At 73.3% G+C, this 21,032-nt stretch carries 22 protein-coding genes; 18 read left to right on the plus strand and 4 right to left on the minus strand.

What is annotated here, in order from left to right; genetic code table 11:
• Positions 1-59: 59 nt before the first annotated feature.
• From G443_RS17180 to G443_RS17205, 6 genes are all read left to right on the plus strand, one after another.
• Positions 60-329 (plus strand): hypothetical protein, encoded by a 270-nt coding sequence (locus G443_RS17180; RefSeq protein WP_162147318.1) that lies wholly within the window; start codon positions 60-62, stop codon positions 327-329.
• Positions 330-645: 316 nt separating this feature from the next.
• Positions 646-939 carry a YciI family protein gene (locus G443_RS17185; RefSeq protein ID WP_026419719.1) on the plus strand — a complete coding sequence of 98 codons (294 nt, stop codon included), beginning with the start codon at positions 646-648 and terminating at the stop codon, positions 937-939.
• Positions 940-1,279: 340 nt separating this feature from the next.
• Positions 1,280-2,314: a class II fructose-bisphosphate aldolase gene (gene fbaA, locus G443_RS17190; RefSeq protein ID WP_026419718.1), complete on the plus strand. Its 1,035-nt coding sequence runs from the start codon at positions 1,280-1,282 to the stop codon at positions 2,312-2,314.
• Between the two features lie 92 nt (positions 2,315-2,406).
• Complete coding sequence (locus G443_RS17195; RefSeq protein ID WP_026419717.1) at positions 2,407-2,826, plus strand: DUF3151 domain-containing protein; 420 nt, start codon at positions 2,407-2,409, stop codon at positions 2,824-2,826.
• A gap of 79 nt (positions 2,827-2,905) precedes the next feature.
• On the plus strand, positions 2,906-3,613 hold the full coding sequence (locus tag G443_RS17200; protein WP_103055925.1) for an SRPBCC family protein: 708 nt from the start codon (positions 2,906-2,908) through the stop codon (positions 3,611-3,613).
• 95 nt (positions 3,614-3,708) lie between these two features.
• Complete coding sequence (locus G443_RS17205; RefSeq protein ID WP_155886209.1) at positions 3,709-4,947, plus strand: FUSC family protein; 1,239 nt, start codon at positions 3,709-3,711, stop codon at positions 4,945-4,947.
• Positions 4,948-4,981: 34 nt separating this feature from the next.
• Here G443_RS17205 and G443_RS17210 read toward each other — a convergent pair whose 3' ends face one another.
• Positions 4,982-5,242, minus strand: a complete 261-nt coding sequence (locus G443_RS17210; protein WP_026419716.1) for a hypothetical protein — start codon at positions 5,240-5,242, stop codon at positions 4,982-4,984.
• Positions 5,243-5,550: 308 nt separating this feature from the next.
• Here G443_RS17210 and G443_RS17215 point away from each other — a divergent pair, with 308 nt between their 5' ends.
• Positions 5,551-6,012, plus strand: a complete 462-nt coding sequence (locus G443_RS17215) for a pyridoxamine 5'-phosphate oxidase family protein (protein WP_051314188.1) — start codon at positions 5,551-5,553, stop codon at positions 6,010-6,012.
• A 107-nt stretch (positions 6,013-6,119) separates the two neighbouring features.
• On the opposite strand, the gene G443_RS17220 is transcribed toward G443_RS17215, so the two are convergent.
• Both G443_RS17220 and G443_RS17225 read right to left on the minus strand, forming a co-directional pair.
• Positions 6,120-6,761: an HNH endonuclease family protein gene (locus G443_RS17220; RefSeq protein WP_026419715.1), complete on the minus strand. Its 642-nt coding sequence runs from the start codon at positions 6,759-6,761 to the stop codon at positions 6,120-6,122.
• A 297-nt stretch (positions 6,762-7,058) separates the two neighbouring features.
• Positions 7,059-7,730, minus strand: a complete 672-nt coding sequence (locus G443_RS17225) for a hypothetical protein (RefSeq protein ID WP_030104372.1) — start codon at positions 7,728-7,730, stop codon at positions 7,059-7,061.
• Between the two features lie 59 nt (positions 7,731-7,789).
• Here G443_RS17225 and G443_RS17230 point away from each other — a divergent pair, with 59 nt between their 5' ends.
• Entirely contained in the window at positions 7,790-9,079 is a 1,290-nt protein-coding gene (locus tag G443_RS17230) for an adenylosuccinate synthase (RefSeq protein ID WP_026419713.1), read from the plus strand.
• A gap of 17 nt (positions 9,080-9,096) precedes the next feature.
• Here the strand turns inward: G443_RS17230 and G443_RS17235 are convergent, their stop codons facing one another.
• Entirely contained in the window at positions 9,097-10,716 is a 1,620-nt protein-coding gene (locus G443_RS17235) for a Na+/H+ antiporter (RefSeq protein ID WP_026419712.1), read from the minus strand.
• A 245-nt stretch (positions 10,717-10,961) separates the two neighbouring features.
• Here G443_RS17235 and purD point away from each other — a divergent pair, with 245 nt between their 5' ends.
• The 10 genes from purD (at position 10,962) to G443_RS17285 (ending at position 20,863) form a co-directional block, all read left to right on the plus strand.
• The gene (purD, locus tag G443_RS17240) at positions 10,962-12,227 is read left to right on the plus strand and encodes a phosphoribosylamine--glycine ligase (RefSeq protein WP_026419711.1); all 1,266 of its coding nucleotides are present in this window, start codon (positions 10,962-10,964) and stop codon (positions 12,225-12,227) included.
• A gap of 108 nt (positions 12,228-12,335) precedes the next feature.
• Positions 12,336-12,851, plus strand: coding sequence for a hypothetical protein (locus tag G443_RS17245; RefSeq protein ID WP_026419710.1), 516 nt, complete (start codon positions 12,336-12,338; stop codon positions 12,849-12,851).
• Positions 12,852-13,080: 229 nt separating this feature from the next.
• The gene (locus tag G443_RS17250) at positions 13,081-13,575 is read left to right on the plus strand and encodes a DUF3093 family protein (protein ID WP_026419709.1); all 495 of its coding nucleotides are present in this window, start codon (positions 13,081-13,083) and stop codon (positions 13,573-13,575) included.
• Positions 13,576-14,021: 446 nt separating this feature from the next.
• Positions 14,022-14,567 carry an RNA polymerase sigma factor gene (locus tag G443_RS17255; protein ID WP_026419708.1) on the plus strand — a complete coding sequence of 182 codons (546 nt, stop codon included), beginning with the start codon at positions 14,022-14,024 and terminating at the stop codon, positions 14,565-14,567.
• Positions 14,567-15,436 carry a hypothetical protein gene (locus G443_RS17260; protein ID WP_026419707.1) on the plus strand — a complete coding sequence of 290 codons (870 nt, stop codon included), beginning with the start codon at positions 14,567-14,569 and terminating at the stop codon, positions 15,434-15,436. The genes G443_RS17255 and G443_RS17260 overlap by 1 nt, the downstream gene beginning before the upstream one ends.
• 170 nt (positions 15,437-15,606) lie before the next feature.
• Positions 15,607-16,506, plus strand: a complete 900-nt coding sequence (locus tag G443_RS17265) for a hypothetical protein (protein WP_026419706.1) — start codon at positions 15,607-15,609, stop codon at positions 16,504-16,506.
• 192 nt (positions 16,507-16,698) lie between these two features.
• A complete protein-coding gene (gene purB, locus G443_RS17270; protein WP_026419705.1) occupies positions 16,699-18,132 on the plus strand; it encodes an adenylosuccinate lyase in 1,434 nt (477 codons plus the stop codon).
• A 185-nt stretch (positions 18,133-18,317) separates the two neighbouring features.
• A complete protein-coding gene (locus G443_RS17275) occupies positions 18,318-18,701 on the plus strand; it encodes a hypothetical protein (RefSeq protein WP_026419704.1) in 384 nt (127 codons plus the stop codon).
• A gap of 150 nt (positions 18,702-18,851) precedes the next feature.
• Positions 18,852-19,604: an ESX secretion-associated protein EspG gene (locus G443_RS17280; RefSeq protein WP_162147323.1), complete on the plus strand. Its 753-nt coding sequence runs from the start codon at positions 18,852-18,854 to the stop codon at positions 19,602-19,604.
• 38 nt (positions 19,605-19,642) lie between these two features.
• A complete protein-coding gene (locus G443_RS17285) occupies positions 19,643-20,863 on the plus strand; it encodes a PPE domain-containing protein (protein WP_253860239.1) in 1,221 nt (406 codons plus the stop codon).
• Positions 20,864-21,032 lie beyond the last annotated feature (169 nt).

Here is a 21,032-nt window from a genome sequence, read left to right on the forward strand (position 1 = left end):
CTGGCTGGGGAACAACGGGCCAGCCGGGAAATCATCGCAATTCGACGGAGGTCGGGACTGTGCGTATCGGAAAGAACGTCGCGAGGACTCTGGTTGTCGGCGCCGCCGTGGCCATGCCCCTGCTGATCTCTGCCCCCTCGGCCCTGGCCGGCGAGCAGGAGAGTGGCAAGGGCCACGACAAGGGCTACGGCCACGGCCACGGCCACGGCCACGGCCACGGCTGGGGGCCCCGCTTCCGCTTCGAGGCGGCTGACTGGTACAGCGTGAAGGTCAAGGTCAACTACGACGTGGAGTACGGTGGCTTCGAGTACGTCTCGATCGACTACTGAGTTAGTCGGTAGCGGACGAGGAATTTCCCGAGGTTTTGGCAGGTCGCCCGCGCGGCCTGCCAAAACCTTTTTTGTCGATGAATTCCCCGTGTGGTCCGGAGTGGAATGTGGGGCGGGTGTTCGGAGTGCGTCGCCCGGTTCCGCGCATTCACGTTCCCCGGTGCGCGGTCACTCCGCGTGCGCGGGTGGACGATCTTCTGTGATCTCGGTCGCGGCGGATGCCGCGCGTGTCGGGCGCCCACCGGCTGGTGCGGGCGGCGCTGGGGGAGGGGGGCGCGCGCGGTACGGTCCAGCGAACGATCGCAGGGAGGTACCCGTGGCCCGTTTCGCCGTCGAGTTCTCGTACAGCGCGGACACCGAGACCCGACACGCCGCCCGCCCCCGGCACCGCGACTACCTCGCGGCGCTCGCCGAGCGGGGAGTGCTCCTCGCCGCCGGTCCCTGGGCGGACGACACCGGCGCCCTGCTCGTCTATGAGGTGCCGGACGAGGCGGCCCTGCGGGAGGTGCTGACCGCGGACCCCTACACCCCGGCCGGTGTGATCACGCGGACCCGGATCCGGGAGTGGACCCCGGTGCTCGGGGCCTGGCTCGGAACGTCGGGCGGCTGAGCTCCCGCCCCCGCCGCCGGTCGCGGGCCGCGCCCGTCGACGTGGCGCGGCGTTGGGCACGGCACGGGCTCGTACGCCGTCCGGTCGGGTGGTGGCCGCCGTTCGGGCGAACGGTCGCGTCGAGGTCGAGGTCGGGTGGGCGGTTCCCCCGCCCCTCCCCGGCTGAATCGTTCCGGCCACCCGTTATGTTGATCTCGCGCGGAACGTGTCGCCCGCCCGGGCGGCGGGGAGTTCACGTCACGTTCGCGGACCCGCAGCCCCTAGGATTCACGCGCACGGAACGTCAGGTTCCGCGTCGCCCGTCGACGTCGCGCAGCGGCACGCCCCGAGGAGGAGACCGATGCCCATCGCCACCCCAGAGGTCTACGCGGAGATGTTGGACCGGGCCAAGGCGAACGAGTTCGCCTACCCGGCCATCAACGTCACGTCGTCGGAGACACTGAACGCAGCGCTGCGCGGCTTCGCCGAGGCGGAGAGCGACGGCATCATCCAGGTGTCCACCGGTGGCGCGGAGTTCCTGTCCGGCACCAAGGTGAAGGACATGGTGACCGGTTCCGTCGCGCTCGCCGAGTTCGCGCACGTGGTGGCGGCGAAGTACCCGGTGAACATCGCGCTGCACACCGACCACTGCCCGAAGGACAAGTTGGACGGTTTCGTGCGCCCGCTGCTCGAGGTGAGCCAGGAGCGCGTGAACCGGGGTGAGAACCCCCTGTTCCAGTCGCACATGTGGGACGGGTCGGCCGTTCCGATCGACGAGAACCTGGAGATCGCCAGGGACCTGCTCGCCAGGGCGGCGAAGGCCCGGATCGTCCTGGAGATCGAGGTCGGCGTGGTGGGCGGTGAGGAGGACGGCGTCGACAACGAGATCAACGACAAGCTGTACACCTCGCCGGAGGACTACCTGAAGACCGTCGACGCGTTGGGCAGCGGCGAGAACGGCCGCTACCTGCTCGCCGCGACCTTCGGCAACGTGCACGGGGTCTACAAGCCGGGCAACGTCAAGCTCCGCCCGGAGATCCTCAAGCAGGGTCAGGACGTCGTCTCGAAGAAGCTCGGGCTCGCCGAGGGCTCGAAGCCCTTCGACCTCGTCTTCCACGGCGGCTCCGGCTCGCTGCTGGAGGAGATCCACGAGGCCGTGTCCTACGGGGTCGTGAAGATGAACATCGACACCGACACCCAGTACGCGTTCACCCGCCCGGTGGCGGCCCACATGTTCAGCAACTACGACGGTGTGCTGAAGATCGACGGCGAGGTCGGGAACAAGAAGGTCTACGACCCCCGCAGCTACCTCAAGGCCGCCGAGCAGGGCATGGCCGCCCGGGTCGCGCACGCCTGCGAGAACCTGCACTCCGCCGGTCGCAAGATCGCCGGCTGAGCTCGCCGGAGCCCCCGCCCCGTGGTGTCCGAGCGGAGACCGGGGCGGGGGTCGGAGCGGGCCGATGGCGGCCGGCCCGACACAATGCGGTCATGAGCCACACGAATCTGCTCGGACCGGACCCGACACTGCTGCCCGAGTTCACCGAAGCCCAGGCTGAGCTGGACTCCGGCACCGACCCCGGGGACGTGGCCCGAGCCCATCCGACCTTCAGCGCCGCCTGGGCGGCGCTCGCCGAGCGGGCACTGGAGCAGGGTGACCCGGTCGCCGCCTACGCCTACGCCAGGACCGGGTACCACCGGGGCCTCGACCAGCTGCGTCGGGCCGGGTGGAAGGGGCACGGCCCCGTTCCGTGGCGGCACCGGCCCAACCAGGGATTCCTGTCCGCGTTGGCCGCTCTCGCGTTGGCGGCCGAGCGGATCGGTGAGCAGGACGAGTTCGAACGCTGCCGCCAGTTCCTCGTGGATTCCGACCCGGAGGCCGCCGTGGCCACCGGACTGTCGGGGGACTGACCGGGAACCGACGGGGTGGGCCCGGGGAGTCGCGGTAGCGTCGACCACGGGTGAGAACGGCCGAGAGGGGACAGGGGCGTTGCCGGACAACGACTACGCGTTCGACAGCAGGTGGGAGGTGCCCGGTCTCGTCGCCGACGTGGCCGAGGTCCTCTTCGACCCGATGACCCTGCCCGAGTGGTGGCCGTCGGTGTACCGGACGGTCGACCGGGTGGACGGTTCCCCGCCCGACGCGCCCCCGGCCGTCGGCTCGGCCTACGACCTGCACACCACCGGCTGGCTGCCCTACACGCTCCGCTGGCGGCTCACCGTGGAGTCGGTGGGGCGGGACACCTGCTCGCTGACGGCGAGCGGGGACCTCGTCGGCCGGGGGGTGTGGCGCCTGCGTCAACTGACCCCCACCTCCACGGAGGTCCGCTTCGACTGGCGGGTGCGGGCGGACAAGCCCCTCCTCCGGAACCTGTCCACCCTGGTCAAACCGGTGTTCGCCGCCAACCACCAGTGGGCGATGCGGCAGGGGGACCGCAGCCTCCGGCTCGCGATCGCCCGCCGTTCGGCGACCCTCAACGGTGACGTGGCGGCCCTGGCGGCCATCCCGGCCCCGCCGCCGCCCACCGGAGCCCGGGAGGCCGCGCTGCTGGCGGCCGGTGCGCTCGTGGCGATCGTGCCGGTGGCCTGGCTGTTCAGCCGGCGCGCCCACGTCCGTGCCGGGCTCCCCGCCCACCCCCACCTGACCGCCGGCGCTCACCCCCGCCGCCCGGGTGGGGCCGGCACCCGCGTGGGCTGAGGGACGGGGGTCAGTTCGCGGCCGCCGACGGTCGTGGGCACGGCCACACGCTCGTCAGCCGGGCCTCCTCGGCGTACCGGGGCACAATTGCCCGTGTGAACCGGGTGCGTGAGGAGTTCGGCCGCGGTGCGCGGAGACTTCTGCGCAGCGGGATCCCGATCGTGCAGTGCGCGGTGGCGGCGGCGCTGGCGTGGTGGGTCGCCGCCAGCGTGATCGGGCACGCGAGCCCGTTCTTCGCGCCCATCTCGGCGGTGATCTGCCTGGGCGCCTCGCTCGACCAGCGGATGCGGCGGGTGGTGGAACTCGTCGCCGGGGTCAGCGTCGGCATCCTGATCGGTGACCTGCTCATCTCGGCGATCGGTTCCGGGCCCTGGCAGCTCGCCCTGGTGGTCGGCCTGGCCATGTCGGTGGCGGTGTTCCTCGACGGCGGCGCGATGATCGCGCGGCAGGCCGCGTCCTCCGCGGTGCTCGTCACGGTGTTGTTGCCGCCGGGTGGCACGGGGGGCTTGGACCGCTTCGTCGACGCGCTCGTGGGTGGGCTGATCGCCCTGGCGGTGGCCGCCCTGCTGCCGGCGAACCCCCTGAGCGTCGCGCACCAGAAGGGCCGCGTCGTCCTCGGGGAACTCGCCGACGCGCTGCGGGGGCTCGCGGTGGCCGTGTCCACGGGTGATCCACGGCGGGCGGCGACCGTGCTGACGAGGACCAGGGAGAGCCAGCACGCGGTCGACCAGTTCCAGGAAGCGCTCCAGGCGGGCCGGGAGATCGTTAGGATCGCCCCGCTCCGGTGGAGGCGGCGGCGGGACCTGGACCGTTACGTCACCGCGTCGAGCCGGGTGGATCTGGCGCTGCGGAACACCAGGGTTCTCGCCCGGCGGGCGCACGCGGCCCTGCGGGACGGCGAGGAGGTGGCCCGGTCGTTGCCGGCCCTGCTGGAACGCCTCGCCGGGGCGGTGGTGCTGCTGCGGGACGAGTTGTCCTCGGGTCGGGAGCCGGTGCAGGCGCGGGCCGCGGCCAGCGCGGTGGCGAAGGCGGCGAACGCCGAGCTGTTGGAGTCCGGTGGCTTCTCCATGCGGGTGGTGGTGGCCCAGCTCAGGTCGGTGGCGGTGGACCTCCTCCAGGCGACCGGGATGAGCCGGGACGACGCCGTGGCCGTGCTGCCACCGCTCCACCGTGGACGGCGGGCGCCCGAGGAGACCGGCGAGCGGCGGGCGGACGACGCGGAGAGGTCCTCCCGGTCGGCGGCGAGTGGACCGGCCGACCGCCACCCGCGTGACGACCAGGACGCCCCTGGCGCCGGGGAGCGAGGTGGAGGAGCGGGGCCGCCGGGCGGCTGAGCGTGGCCACCGGCGGCGGGTGGCCACGCCGGCCTCAGCCCCGGGGGCGGTGCAGCGCGCCGAGCAGCGCCCGGTGCAGGACCTCGTGGTCCCGGACGTCGTGGAGGGTGACCTCGCACGCTCCCAGCCGGTACCACTCGTCGGCCTCGGCGTACCGCACCCACACGAACACCCGCCCGTGCTCGTCGCACTCGGTCCGCAGTTCGAGGTCCCCGGTGATCACCCCGACCTCGTCGGTCATCACGCCTCCGGGCGGCGCGCTGAACGGGGAGAGTAGTTCCGGCGGGTTCGGCATGGGCCACCTGCTCTCGTTCGGGCGTGCGTCACGGACAGTCGCGACGCTACGTGTCGAGAGCCCCGCCGGCGACCGTCCACACGCGATGTCAAGTGGCCTCACCGGATCGAGGGAAGACGGGCGGGAGCGGTCCTCCCCGCGCGCCGGTGGTCTCCACCGGGTGGGCGAGCCGCCCATGGCGCTCGGCGTACCGGGCTCCGTCGAACGACGGATCTCCACCGCGTCGGGGAACGACCGGCGCCGCACCGGTGTTGATCTCGGTGGCGGTCGGGCGCCGGGCCGACCGGGGCGACGGAAGGCGGATCCCCATGACGTTCAGGATGTCGGTCGACCAGCGCGAACGGTTCCTCGCCGAACCGCGCGTCGGTGTCCTGTCGGTGTCCCGGCCCGGCCGCGCTCCGTTGGCGGTGCCGATCTGGTACCACTACGAACCCGGCGGCGAGGTGACGATCTCGATCGAGGGCGGTTCGCTGAAGGACCGGCTGATCCGGGACAGCGGCACCTTCAGCCTCTGCGCGCAACGGGACACCCTCCCCTACGCCTACGTCACGGTCGAGGGATCGGTGCGGTGGGACGAGTCGCCGAGTGTCGAGGACAGGCTCCGGATAGCGAGCCGTTACCTGCCGGCGGAGCTGGCCGATCGTTACGTCGAGGACACGCACGCGGGGGCCGTGGTGCTGCGGATGCGGCCCGAGCGGTGGCTGAGCACCGACCAGACCGGGATGACGGGGGCGCTGCTGGCGGACCAGGGGACGTCTCCGATGACGTGATCCGCCGCGCCCCGTGGGGGCGCGGCGACCGGGGACGGGGCGGGCGGCGCTGGCAGGGCACGCCGCCCGCCGTGTCATCTCTCCTGGTCAGGGCTGGGGAGGCGCTGTCAGCAGGTGTCGAGCAGCCCGGTCAGGGCCTCCTTCTCGGCGGAGGTCACGCTCAGGTCGTACGCGTCCTTCGACGCGATCCAGATCTTCCCGTAGGTGCAGTGGTAGTCGGTGCGTGGCGGCACCCACTTGTCCGGGGTCTGGTCGCCCTTGGAACTGTTGACCCGGCCGGTCACCGCGATCAGCTGCGGGTTGGTGAGGTCGTTGGCGAACTCCTCCCGCTTGGCGGCCGACCAGGAGGAGGCGCCGGAACGCCAGGCCGCCGCCAGCGGAACGACGTGGTCGATGCTGATCTCGGAGGGCACCGAGGTCGTGACCCCGTCGAAGGGGCTGTACCAGCTGCCGGCGGTCGGGTAGCAGTCCGCGCCGACCTCGACGTCGGTGCCGTCCCGCCTGAGCACCATCTCCCGCGTGTTGCAGGTGCCCTCGACCGTGTTCCAGTGCGGGAACTTGTCCCGCGAGTAGCCGGACATGGAGCCCTCCGCTCGGACGGTCAGCCCGTCGAGCATGGACCGAGCGGTGCTCTCGCTCGGGATGCCGGGGGGTGCGGCGCTCGCCGGGGAGACCAGGGTGAAGGAGAGGAGGGCGGCGAGGATCGCGGCGAAGGTCAGCCGTAGCGCGCTTGCTCGTCGTGGTGACATCAATGCCTCCGATCGTGGATCACGAGTGCGAGATCCACACCGTCACCCAGTCACGGAAACGAAAGCAACACCCGGCAGTGAAGAATCGATGTCGGAGAGTGAAAATCCAGCAAGGCGTGAGCGGATTTTCACCCCCGGAACGGGGGGCGGGGCTTCCAATGGCTGAGCCGCAGCGCCGTCCCGGGCAGCCATCGGGCTCCGGGAGGCGTGCGGGACGCGACGCGCCGTCGCCTCGCGCGGTCCGGGAGGCGGTCCACGGCGGCGGAGGAGGCGACGGCGCCGCTCGGACGACGCTGCTCAGACGAGGCCGCGTACCAACCGCAGGTCCTCGGTGTGCCGGTACCAGGTCCACTTGCCGTGCTGGCGCTCGTGCGGGACCCCGTCGCGCACCACCCTCGCCGGAACGCACCCGATCTGCACGGCCCGGCCGCTCGTCTCCCGAACCCGCCTGCCCAGCAGGTTCCGCCGCACCGTGCGCACGACCAGACCGGGCCCCCGGTCCGGTCCGACCTCCAGCTGGCTGGCCTGCCCCCGCAGGACCAGCTCGTCGTCGCAGTACACGACACCGCGCAGCGGCCCGATCACCCCACGGCCCACCAGTACGCCACCGACGTCGTCCCGCAGCAGCGGCACCGGGTCGGGCTCCCCGCCCAGGGCCAGCCGCAGCGCCGCCTCCCGGTCTCGCGCCGGCAAGCCCCACAGCCGGGCCACCTCGGAGTCGGGGTCGGAGGGCAGGTACCCCACGACGACCTCGGCCAGCCGTTCGGTGCGCAGGAGGCGCAGCACCACCGAGGCGAGATCCGCGTCGGTGCCCGCGACCAGCAGCCGTCGTCCGGCCAGTTCCCGCAGCACCGGGTCCACCTCCTCACGCCCCGGGGTGGCCGCTACCGAGTGCGACACGACGTCGTCACGCTCGGTGAGACCGGTGAAGTCCCGATTTCCGCAGGCCAATGCGACCACCGTCACCATGCGCTCCTGGTTTACTCTCTTTGACCGGCGTTGCCGTCTGTACTGCTTGGAGTGTGTACATGCCCGCGATCGTGCTGATCGGCGCCCAGTGGGGCGACGAGGGCAAGGGTAAGGCCACCGATCTGCTCGGCGAGAGCGTGCAGTGGGTGGTCCGGTATCAGGGCGGCAACAACGCGGGTCACACCGTGGTGCTGCCCAACGGCCAGAACTTCGCCCTGCACCTCATCCCGTCCGGCATCCTCACGCCGGGCGTCACCAACGTCATCGGCAACGGGGTCGTCGTCGACCCCGGTGTGCTGCTCGACGAGCTGGGCGGCCTGGAGGACAGGGGGGTGGACACCTCCGGCCTGCTGATCTCGGCCGACGCCCACCTGATCATGCCGTACCACGTGGCCATCGACCGCGTGACCGAGCGCTACCTGGGCAAGGCGAAGATCGGCACCACCGGTCGCGGCATCGGGCCCGCCTACCAGGACAAGGTCGCTCGGGTCGGCGTGCGGGTGCAGGACCTCCTCGACGAGAAGATCCTGCGCCAGAAGGTCGAGGCTGCCCTGGAGCTGAAGAACCAGATCCTCGTCAAGGTGTACAACCGGCGGGCGATGGACGTCGACGAGGTCGTCGACAGCGTCCTGGAGCGCGGCGCGAAGTTCGCCGGCCGGATCGCAGACACCCGCCTGCTGCTCAACCAGGCCCTCGAGCGGGGCGAGACGGTGCTGTTGGAGGGCTCCCAGGGGACCCTCCTCGACGTCGACCACGGCACCTACCCCTTCGTGACCTCCTCCAGCCCGACCTCCGGAGGCGCCGCCGTCGGTTCGGGGGTGGGGCCGACCAGGATCAACACCGTCATCGGCATCCTCAAGGCGTACACGACGCGGGTCGGCTCCGGGCCGTTCCCCACCGAGCTGAACGACGAGATGGGCGAGCAGCTGCGCAAGTCCGGCGGCGAGTTCGGCGTGACGACCGGCCGCTCCCGGCGGACCGGCTGGTTCGACGCGGTGATCGCCCGCTACGCGGCAAGGGTCAACGGCATCACCGACTTCTTCCTCACCAAGCTGGACGTGCTGTCCGGTCTGAAGACGGTGCCGGTCTGCGTGGGCTACGAGGTCGACGGCGAGCGGGTCGACGACATGCCCATGACCCAGACCGGGGTCCACCACGCCAAGCCGGTGTACGAGGAGCTCCCCGGCTGGTGGGAGGACATCTCCGGCTGCCGGACCTTCGAGGACCTGCCCGTGAACGCCCGGAACTACGTCCTGCGGTTGGAGGAGCTGTCCGGGGCCAGGGTGTCGGCGATCGGGGTGGGCCCCGGCCGTGAGGAGACCATCGTCCGGCACTCGCTGACCGGCTGAACGCCCCGGGCGGGCCGTCAGCGGTTGCGCCAGGAGTTGTCGAGCGCCGCCTCCTCCAGGTCCAGCTCGTGGAGGATGCGGCGCAACACCTCGTCGGCGAGCTTGCCGGTGTCCCGGCGGGCGATCAACGCGGCCCGCTGCGTGTCGAGCAGCTGCTTCCGCAGCTCCACGAACTCGCGGTGGCCGCTCTCGCCCCGCTCGGTGGGGTCTCGGCCGATCTGCCGGACCGCGGCCCGACCCTGGTACTCGATCACCCCGCGCAGTCGGGCCGCCATGCGTTCCCGCTCGCTGTTGCGGCCGGGCACCGGGTCCGCCGGGAGCAGTTCGTCCAGCCGGCGGAGCGCGGCCCGGGTGGCCAGCGTCCGCGCGGCCACCTCGGCCCGGGCGTCCTGCTCCGCCTCCCCGCCGTCGTGGACGCCGAGGCGGCGGGTCAACCAGGGCAGCGAGAGCCCCTGGAGGAGCAGGGTCCCGATCGTCACCGAGAAGGCCAGGAACTGCACGAGTTCGCGGGCCGGGAACGGGTCGCCGGCCTCGGTGGTGAGCGGTATCGCGCCGGCAGCCGCCATCGTCACCACGCCCCGCATCCCGGTCCAGGCGATCACGGCCGTCTGCCTGACCGGCAACCGCTGGCTGGGCCGGGTGGGCGCCAACAGCGTGGACAGGCCCGGCACGTAGGTCACCGCGAACAGCCACCCCACTCGGAACACGATGACCGCGGCGAGCACCAGGACCCCGGAACCCACCAGGGTCCAGGCGCTCGCGGTGAAGTTCGCCGTCTCCCGCAGGATCTGGTTCAGGTACAGGCCGATCAACGCGAAGACGAGGCTCTCCAGCAGGAGGTTCACCGTCTTCCACACCTGCTGCTCCTGGAGGCGACCGGCGACGCCCACCCGGGGGCTGTGGTGCCCCACGTACAGCCCGGCCGCCACCACCGCGAGCACACCGGAACCGTGCAGTTCCTCGGCCACCAGGTACGCGCCGAACGGCAGCACGACGCTGAGGGCGGTGCTCACCTCCTGGTCGACGAGGCGCATCCGGACGAAGTGCACGGCCGCGCCGAGCAGCAAGCCGACGGCGGTGCCGATGACCGCCGCCTCCACGAAGAGCGCGACCCCCTCGAGGAGGGACCCCGTCGCGCCCACCGCGGCCGCCACCGTCACCCGGTACAGGCTCAGGGCGGCGGCGTCGTTGACCAGGCTCTCGCCGCCGATCACCGACATCACCCGGCGCGGCAGCCGAAGCCGCCGACCGACCGCCGCCGCCGTCACCGCGTCGGGTGGCGAGACCACCGCGCCCAGCACCAGCGCCGCCTCCAGCGGCAGACCGGGGATGAGCGCGTAGGCCAGGAAGCCGACCGCCACCGTCCCCGCGACGACCAGCAGCACCCCGAGCTGGGCGATCGCGCGGAAGTTCTCCCGGAAACTGATCAACGAACTGTCCTGGGACGCGGTGTAGAGCAGGGGTGGCAGCACGACGGTGAGCAGCAGCTCCGGCGGGATCTCGACGTCGATCGTCCCGGGGAGCGCGGACGCGGCCAGTCCCACGACGACGAGCAGCAGCGGCGCGATGAGGTTCCGGCGCCGGGCGAACGCCGTGACGGTCAGGGCGCACAACAGCACGACGAGGAGAGGCCCCATCCGCACCACCGCCTCCACCCGTCCGAGGGCGTCCGCCACCCAGTGCGGCGCCGGCTCCGTCCGACTCTAGGACCGGCGGGCCGGGCCCGCCGGGTACGTGAGCCGCGCGGAACCGGGGCGGGACGGTGAACCCGTCGAGGTGGGGTCCGGGTGTTGAGCCGGCCCGGTCGCCCCTTCGCGCCCGGGCGCCGCTCGACCGGGGTTCCTGACGGTTCTCCCGGGCGGGGCGACTACGCTCCCGCCTCGTGCGAATCCTGGTTATCGGCTCAGGCGCCCGCGAACACGCGCTCCTGCTCGCGCTGTCCCACGACCCGGAGGTGACCGGGCTCGCCTGTGCCCCGGGCAACGCCGGTACCGCCACGCTCGCGGAGACCCTGGGCGTCGACCCGGGCGACCCGGATGCGGTGGCCGCGCTCGCGCGGCGGTGGAACGCCGACCTCGTCGTCGTCGGCCCGGAGGTCCCGCTGGTCGCCGGGGTCGCCGACGCCGTTCGCGCCGCGGGCGTGCTCTGCTTCGGGCCGTCGAGGGCGGCGGCGGCCATCGAGGGGTCGAAGGCCTTCGCCAAGGACGTGATGGCCTCGGCGGGTGTTCCCACCGCCCACAGCGAGATCGTGGACAACCCCGCCCACCTGGACGCCGCGCTGGCCCGGTTCGGCCCCACCTGGGTGGTGAAGGACGACGGGCTCGCCGCAGGCAAGGGCGTGGTCGTGACCTCGGACCTCGACACGGCGCGGGCGCACGCGATGACCCTGCTCGACGACGGTCACCCGGTGCTGCTGGAGTCCTTCCTGGACGGTCCGGAGGCCTCCCTGTTCTGCCTGGTGGACGGGACCACCGTCGTACCGCTGCTTCCCGCGCAGGACTTCAAACGGGTGGGGGACGGCGACTCCGGCCCCAACACCGGTGGGATGGGCGCCTACGCGCCGCTGCCCTGGGCGGAACCGGGGCTGGTCGACGACATCGTCGAGCGGGTCGTTCGGCCCACGGCGGAGGAACTGGACAGGAGGGGAACCCCCTTCTCCGGCCTCCTGTACGCGGGTCTCGCGCTCACCTCGACCGGACCGCAGGTCATCGAGTTCAACTGCCGCTTCGGCGACCCCGAGACCCAGGTGGTGCTGGCCCTGCTGCGCACCCCGCTGTCGCGGCCGCTCAACGCGGTGGCCTCGGGGCGGCTGGCCGAGCTGCCACCGCTGGAGTGGTCGGACGGCGCCGCCGTCACCGTGGTCGTCGCCGCCGAGGGGTACCCGGGGAGGCCGAGGACCGGTGACGTGATCTCCGGCGGCGAGGGGGACGGTGTGCTCCACGCCGGCACCCGGCGTCGGGATGACGGCGCGGTCGTGTCCTCGGGTGGCCGGGTCCTGTCGGTGGTGGGCACGGGCCCCGACCTCGACGCCGCCCGCGAGGACGCCTACGAGCGGGTCGCGCTGGTCCACCTCACCGGTTCGCACCACCGGAGCGACATCGCGCTGCGCGCCGTCAAGGGGGAGGTCACCGCGCCACGCGGACGGTGAACCCGCCGGCGCGAGACGCCCGGCAGGGGCTCGCTCCTCTACCCTTACCGGCGGTCCGACCGTGGTCGACACGCGGGAGGGTGGCGGCACGGCTGCGAGGGGGTCGGGGTGAGTGAGGACGTCCCCGCGCCGAACGGAGGCCGGTCCACGGTCCTGTTCCACGAACGACTGCCCGCGCCCCCGCTGATCCGGTGGACGGGCGTGTTGTCCGGCGCGTCGGTCGTGGTGGCGACCGGGCTATCCCACATCCTCGTGGGGCTGTCCTCGACGGCGCTGCTCGCCGGTTCTGGGGTCGGCGTGGCGTTCACGGTGCTCGCGGTGACCGCCGGCGCCAGCGTCTCGGTGCGGGGGCACGGTCTGGTGTTGCGTTGCCCTCCTCGGCTGTGGCGCACGGTCGCCGTCGCCGACATCGCCGGGTCACGCCGCACGGCGCGGGTGGAGCCCCTCACCTCCGGGGAACTGCCCGTCCTCGGCTGGTGCCGCATCGGGCGACGCCGGTGGGCGCTGGTGATGGCGGCCGGTGAGGGTGTCGAGGTGGAACTGGTGGACGGTCGGTGTTACCTGGTCGTCTGCTCGCGGCCGGACGAACTCCTGCTCGCCCTCGACGAGTCGCGCGGTGTGTGATCCCTCACGCCGGCGCCCGGTGACGGCCCGGTGGCGGTCGCTCCACGGTGTCCCGTCGGGTGACCCGCCAACTCCGTCCGGTCCAGGGGCCCCACTCGGGGTGTCCGGGCGGACGACCGGTGGTCCGAGTGTGCGGCCGGTCACGAAGCCATCGGAACGACCGACCTCGGCGACCACGCTCGACCACTAGGGTGAACGGGCGGCACGATCGGGAGAAGGGGACGGTGCGGTGGGATCGAGGGACGAGGCCAGCCAGGGTGGAGTGCTCCACCGGGAGCGGCTTCCCACCCCCACCTGGGTGAGGATCGTGGGGCTCCTCGTCGGAGTGGGGACCGTGGTGCTCGTGATCTGCCTGCACCTCTTCGTCGAGGAGAACGTCGCCGGGCTGGTCGTGGGGGTCGTGACCGGGGCGGTGTCCGGGCTCTTCATCCTGCTCTCCAGCGGCGACATCGAGGTCCGTGAGCGGCAGCTGGTCCTGGTGGCCAGGCCGATCGTGCGGAAGAGGCTGCCGACGGCCGAGATCACCGCCGTCGAGGACGCCGGCCCCCAACGCGCTGCCGACTTCGGCGGCTCCGGGTGGCGGGTCTCGGGGCGTCGCAAGCGGACCCTGGTCATGCGCGGTGGTGAGGGCGTGCGCATCACGATGAGCGACGGCTGGGAGTACCTGGTCGTCTGTTCCCGCCCGGTGGAGCTGAAACGCGCCCTGGAGCGCGCCCGCCGCTGACCCACCCCCGACCCGGGTCCACCCCGGCCCGAGGGCGAGCGGCCGCGTGAGTGGCCGGCGGGTAGACGTGCGCGGCGGGATCGCCGCCGAAGGCGACACATCACGTTCCGCCCTGGCGTCGGTGACCAGCACCCGTCGTCGTCCTGGTCGAGTGCGGCGTCCCCGTCCCACACCTGCCGGCCCCACCCACCAGGGGCGGTTCCCTGAGGAGTGGTGCCGCGCGGCGTCCCGCCGAGATCCAGCGGGCGGCCCGCGACGCCGGTCCGGCCCCGCCCCGCCGCCCAGCGAATCCCCCTTCCGTGCGGGCGAACCATCGCCGCGCCGAGGCGTGTCGGAAGGCCGCCAACCGGGACCAGCCGGCCGGTCCCCCACCACGGCTCACCCGTTCGTGCAACCTCGGTCCCCCTTCCCGCGTGAGAGGACTGGCATCGCGGGAAGGGGAGTGGATGAGGGCCGAGGACGAGGCACAGTTCCGCGAGTTCGTCCAGCGGCAGGCCGCGCCACTGCGGCGCGCCGCCTACCTGCTGTGCGGTGACTGGCACCTCGCGGACGACCTCGTGCAGAACGCCTTCGTGAAGCTCTACCAGGCCTGGACGAGGGTCAACCGGCGGGACGCGGTGCACGGCTACGCCCGCACCGTGTTGACGCGGTGCTGGCTGGACGAGGTGCGCCGACCCTGGCGGCGGAGCGAGAACCGCGTGGACGCGGTCCCCGACATCCCCGACCGAGGCTCCGATCCCGCCGAACGGGGACAACGGCGGTGGGAACGGGAACTGGTCCGCCGCGCTCTGGCCGAGGTGCCGCCTCGGCAACGGGCCGCGCTCGTCCTCCGGTACTTCGAGGACCTCTCGGTGGCGGAGACCGCCACCGTCCTGCGGTGCTCACAGGGAACCGTCAAGAGCCAGACCGCTCGCGGCCTGAGCGCCCTCCGGGCCGCCCTCGTGCGCCTGGGCCACGGCGCGGGCGAGCTGGTCGCGGGAAGGACATGTTGATGACGAACGAGAACAGCGGCAGGACGGCCGGGCGGGACTCCGCCGGCGGACCGGGATCCCCGGGCGAGGTCGCCCAGGGCACGGGTCGCCGACGCGGGAACGCCGTGGCCGTGGTGGCGGCGGGATTCGGCGTGCTCGCCGTCTCCGGGGCGGTCCTGGTCGGTCCGGGGCTGCTGTCGGGTGACGGCGTGCGCCTCGCCTTCGCCGACCAGCCCGTCGTGGCTTCCTCCTCCTCGGCTCCCGCCCCGCCGCCGGCCGAGGAGCCCGGCCGGGACTGGGCCGAGTCGCTGCCCGACGGGTTGGCCGCCGGGCCGCCCACCGGGTGGACACCGGTCGAGAGCGGGCCCCCCACGCACTCGGCCGGGGAGCTCGCCGGCAGGGCAGCCGAGATCGCCCCCCACGTCGAGGAACGGGTCAGGGAGCTCCTGCCAGGGGCGACCGAGGTCACCATCGGTGAGTTGGGAGGCGAGGGGCCGGGCTTCCACGACGGGCAGGACTACGTCATGGGCGTGGTGAGCTACGAGGACGACCAGGGCCCCGGCCAGGTCGCCTTCCAGTACAACTTCCCCGGCGTCTGGGGCGACTCGACGTCCGGCGAGAGCTGCTCCACTGCCCAGGCCTGCGGGCACGAGGTACTCGACGACGGTTCCGCCGTGAGGTACGCGGTGGAGCCGTGGGGGCCGGAGGAGCTCCCGGCGCTGCTCTACGCGGTCGACCACCTGCGAGTGGACGGTTCCGTGCTCTCGGTGTGGGGCTACAACTACGACTTCCCCACCGGGCAGGTCCAGCGACCGCTGCCGGTCCCCGGCTTCGACGGACTGGCCGAACTGGCCACCGACGAGGAGATCGACTTCCGGATCGACGGCTGATCCGCACGGGGTGGGCCGACCGCTCCGGCCCACCCCCACCAGCGGTGACGTCCACCTGCCGGGCCGACCACCCACCCCCAGCGTGACCCCGGCACGGCACCACCCGCAGCACGCACAGGACCGCGATCCGCCGCCGGGAACAGGGATCGGGCCCACGAAAGGACGAGGGAATGGACGAGGACGAGGTACGCCAGCGGCTCCGGGACGTCGCATCCGACGAACCCCCGATGACCTTCGACCTGGAGCGGATGCTCCAGCGGGGCCGGGAGCGGCGCAGGAACCGGCGTGCGGCGCTGGCCTCCGCGGGCGGTGTGCTGTCGGTCTCCGCGCTGCTCCTCGCCTCCTCCACCTTCCTGGGCGGCCCGGACGTGATCTCCCGGCTCGTTCCGGCCGCACCCGCCAGCTCGGTGGCCGCCCCGGAGCCGGCGGGGGTCGCGGAGCGGCGGGAGATCCTCCGGCACCACGACTGGCGCTCGATGCTGCCGCCCGACCTGATGGACGAACCCCCGGCGGACTGGGTGCCCGAGGACGTCGAAGAGGGCGAGCCACCGACGACCAAGGCGGATGAGATGGCGGCCCGGGCGGCGGAGGTCATCCCCTACCTGGAGCAACGGTTGGCCGAGCTGGCACCCGAGCTGTTCGTGCTGTCCGTGGACTACATCGGGAACGAGGGGCCGGGTTTCGTCGACGGCGAGACGCACGTGAACGGGGACCTCGGGTTCGAGGACGAGTACGGCCACGGGCAGGTGATCTTCCAGCACACCTTCCCCGGCGCGGCACCGGGACCATCGGACCACCCCTGCGGTCCGCGAAGCACCTGCGGGTACCGAATGGTCGGCGACGGTTCACTGCTCGAGTACTCGGTGACCAGGCTGAACGAGCGCGAGGCCCCGCCCATGCTGTGGTCGGTCACCCATTTCCGCACGGACGGCAGCACCCTCATGATGACCAGCTACACCTACGACATCAGCGGCCGGACGCCTGACGAACGCCCCCTGCCCGCTCCCGGCTTCGACACCCTGGTCGCGCTGGCCACTGACCCGGGGGTCGACCTGCGGCCACGGTGGTGAGCGGCGCCGGGACACCGGGGCGGACACCTCCTCCCCGGGAATCGCGGCGCGAGTGGGCGGCCGAGGCGGCTCTCCCGGCTTGACCGGGGCGACGCGGCCCCCGCCTCGTCGAGGCCGCCCACCTCCACCCGCCGGACCCGGTGCGGGCCGCCGCCGTCCCCCCTCCCGGCGTGTTCCGTAAGCTCCCCTGACGTGACGTCGAAGCCCCGTATCCCCAACGTGCTGGCTGGCCGCTACGCCTCCGCCGACCTCGCCACCATCTGGTCCCCCGAACACAAGATCGTGCTCGAACGACGGCTGTGGCTGGCGGTGCTCACCGCCCAGGCGGACCTCGGCATCCCGGTGCCCGCCGGGGCGGTGGCCGACTACGAGCGGGTCATCGACCAGGTCGACCTGGCGTCGATCGCGGCACGGGAGCGGATCACCCGCCACGACGTCAAGGCGCGCATCGAGGAGTTCAACGCGCTCGCCGGGCACGAGCAGATCCACAAGGGGATGACCTCCCGGGACCTGACGGAGAACGTCGAGCAGCTCCAGGTCCGGCAGAGCCTGCTCTGGGTGCGCGACAGCACGGTGGCGCTGCTCGCGCGGCTGGCCCGGCTCGCCCTGGAACACGGCGAGGAGGTCATGGCCGGGCGGTCGCACAACGTCGCCGCGCAGGCCACCACCCTGGGCAAGCGGTTCGCCACCGCCGCCGACGAACTGCTGGTCGCCCTCCGCCGGCTGGAGGAGCTGCTGGAGCGGTACCCGCTGCGCGGGGTGAAGGGCCCGGTGGGCACCGCCCAGGACATGCTCGACCTCCTGGGCGGCGACCCGGAGCCGCTGGCCGAACTGGAACGCAGGGTGGCCGACCACCTGGGCTTCGAGCAGGTCCTGACCAGCGTCGGCCAGGTCTACCCCCGGTCCCTGGACCACGACGTGGTCTCCGCCCTGGTCCAGGTGGCGGCCGCCCCGTCCAGCCTGGCCAGGACGATCCGGCTGATGGCCGGCCACGAACTCGTCACCGAGGGCTTCAAACCCGGCCAGGTCGGCTCCAGCGCCATGCCGCACAAGATGAACACCCGCTCCTGCGAGCGGGTGAACGGGTTGATGGTGGTGCTGCGCGGCTACCAGTCGATGACCTCGGAACTGGCCGGGGACCAGTGGAACGAGGGCGACGTCTCCTGCTCCGTCGTCCGACGGGTCGCACTGCCGGACGCGTTCTTCGCGATCGACGGCCTGCTGGAGACGATGCTCACCGTGCTGGACGAGTTCGGCGCGTTCCCCGCCGTGATCGCCACCGAACTCGACCGCTACCTGCCCTTCCTCGCCACCACCAAGGTGCTGATGGCGGCGGTGCGGGCCGGGGTCGGCCGGGAGCGGGCGCACGAGGTCATCAAGGAGCACGCCGTCGCGGCGGCGCTGGCCATGCGGGAGCAGGGGGCCAGGGGCAACGACCTGCTCGACAGGCTCGCCGCCGACGACCGGCTCCCGTTGGGCAGGTCCGAACTCGACGCGCTGCTCGCCGACCGGCTGTCCTTCACCGGGGCCGCCAGCCCGCAGGCCCACGCGGTGGCCCGCCGCGTCGAGGAACTCGTCGAACGCCACCCCACGGCCGCCGGCTACGCACCCGCGCCGATCCTCTGACGGACACGGCTCGGGTGCCGCCCGGCACCGGCTGCCCGCCCCAGGACGTCGCGCCCCGTCCCTGACCGGACCCGGACGCGGGATGAACGCCGGACACCGCGCACAGGCATCCGGCCAGCTCGGCTCCGGCGGCACACCAGCGTTTGACCAGGGCGCTGGTCCACTGGACGGTGGAGGTGAGCGCCATGCCCGCGCGAGTCGCCCTGGCCCTGCCCCCCGCGTTCGGGGGCGCCGACGGAGCCGGTGCTTTCCACGTCGACCTGGATGGGGCGCCGGCCCTGCGGGCGCGCCTGCTCGATGCCGTGGGGGAGTTGCGGGCCGCCCGCGTCGCCGCCGGCGAGCTGGGCGGGCTGCGGGCGCCGGCCGCCGACCCGGTCAGCAGGCTGGCCGTGGACCGCCTCGTGAACCGTGCCGCCGGCCCGCACGGGTCGCTGGCCGTCGCCCTCGACGAGGCGATCGCCGCGCTCACCGACCTCGTGGACCAGCTCGACGCGAGCGTGCGCGACTACCAGTCGCGGGACGACGAGGTGGCGGACGCCGTCCGCGCCGCCGGTGAGCCCCGTGGATGACCGCCGGGTACCTGGCCCTCCACCGTCCGACCCACCTGGCGGCGACGATCTCCCTCGTACGACGCACCGGGTTGACCGCCGGCTCACCGGCGCCCTGCGATGCTCGGGCGACCGGTACCGATCCGCCCAACCGCGACCTCCGAGGGCACCGTGACGATCACTCTGGAGCTGGCCGAGTTCAACCTGGCGTGGCGTGAGCTGGGGCTCGGGCAGCGTCCGCTGGTGCTGTGCGCCGACGAGACCGCGACGACCCTGGCGGAGGCCGAGGACGTCGACCGGCGTTGCCGGTCCGCGCTGGTCGATCGGGGCCTGTTCACCGGGGGCGGTGAGCCGCACCCCGACCTGGACTGGTCGCTGCGCCTGTTCGCCGCGCCCACCCACGCGGTGGACGTGCGCTGGTCCCTCCCCGGTGGGCGACGGCTCCGGGCGATGACCGCGCTCTCCGGCCAGGACGCCGTCATCGGCGTGCTGGGTGACGGCGTCCTGGCCATCGACCCGTTGCGGCCGACCACGCTGTGCGAGTCGGCGGTGAGCGTGCTGGGCGCCGTGCGGGCCGGGCCGGGGCAGGTGGTCAACCTCCCGGGGGCCGCCGTGTCCAGGGCCGGCGGGAAGGGCCGGTCCGACGCCGACTTCGAGGACGCCCTGCTCGACGCGGGTGTCCGCTACGGGGACGCCCGCGCGCTGCTGGGCATGCTGGGGACCGACCGCGTGGGCGCCGGCCAGCTCGGGGTGAGCCGCTGGGAAGGACTGGGCCAGCGCCGCCGGGGCCCGTACGCGATCGACGTGATCGACACGACGCGGGGCAGGTACGCCGTCCACGAACGGGACGGCTGGCTGACCGTGGCACCGGTCGACCTGCCCCGGCTGGCGGAGATGCTGCGCGAACTCCTCGCCGTGACCTGAGACGGGCGCGGTGGGCCGACGAACGACGGGGGTGCGAGGTGGACGAGCGATCCGGCGTCTACTGGAACGGGATCAGCCACGAGCGGATCGTGGACTGGTTGCGGGAGCCCGCGACCGACTCGCTCGTCGACTCGGTGGACCAGTGGGAGCGGGGCCTCGGCGACCGGTTCCAGCGGGTCACCGACCTGATCGACCAGGCGCTCCACGCGAGCGGTGCGGTGTGGGACGGCCAGGCGGCGGACCGGATGCGGGCCGGTGTCTCGCCGCTCGCCCAGTTCGCCGTGGAAGCCGGGGAGACCGCGCGGAGCGTGGGGGCGGGGGCCCGCCAGGTCGCGGACTCCTTCGAACACCTGCGGCGGGAGATGCCGCCGGTCCCGGTCCGCCCGGACCACGACGCCTGGGTCAACGCGCCGGTCGCCGCGCTGGTGACCGGGCGGGTCGACCAGGAGTTGGCCGAGCAGGAGGAGCGGGACGCCGCCGAACGGGCCCGGGACCTGATGCGCGAGTACGAGGGGGCGGTGGGCGAGGCGACCCACGGGCTGCCGGTGTTCACGCCCGTGCCGACCGCCGGCGCTGGGAGTGGCGGCATCGCCGACCGGCTGGTCACCACGTTCGGGGGCACCGCGTCGGCTCCCCTGGTCGGGGGGCCGGCTCCCGTGCCGGGAACGCCGCCGGTCCCGGCGTCGGAGAACACCGGGCGGGCCGGGACGCTGCCGCCGCAGTACCAGCCGGGGCGGGCGGGCGGCCAGCCGGGCGTTCAGCCAGCCCCGGCGACCCCACCCGCACCCGCCCACCCGGGGGCCCTGGCGTCGGGAACCCGGTCCCGTCTCCTCCCCCGGCGGTGGGCGGCCACCGGTGCGCCGGCCCGGGCACCCCCGGCAGCCAGGGGACCGGGTCGGCGCCCGCGACGGGTGGACCGGCCCCGGGGGCGGGTACCGGCGGTCCACCAGCGGGGCCGGCCCTGGGACCCCCGGTCAGCCCCAGCCGGGCGCCGGGCGGGCGCCGGCACCCCAGCCCTTCGTCCCACCCGGGGCTCCGGCTCCGTCACCTCTGGCCTCCGCTCCCCCGCCCGTCCCCGGTGCCCCGGCCGGCGGCCACGCCTTCGGTCCCGGCGCCGGTGCCCTGCCGACGGCCGGGCCCACCAGCCACGAACACCCTTCTCGCGCGGGTGGCGTCCGGCGGGCGTCGGCGCACCCCGAGGACGCGAGCGGCCGGGAGCGCGCCGACTACCTGGAGGACACCGACGACGTCTGGGGTGATGGCGACCGGGTCGCCCCTCCCGTGCTGGGCATGTCGGTCGACGAGGAGCACCGCTGAGGATGCCGGCGTCCCACGTCCGCGAGGCTCGGCGTCGACGCGGAGCTCCGGCCCCGACCGCCCCGCGCTCGCCCGCCGGTGGCCGGAGCGGGTAGCGGCTGGGGCGGCTCA

It is taken from the genome of Actinoalloteichus caeruleus DSM 43889, assembly GCF_000429185.2.
GTDB classification, from domain to species: domain Bacteria; phylum Actinomycetota; class Actinomycetes; order Mycobacteriales; family Pseudonocardiaceae; genus Actinoalloteichus_B; species Actinoalloteichus_B caeruleus.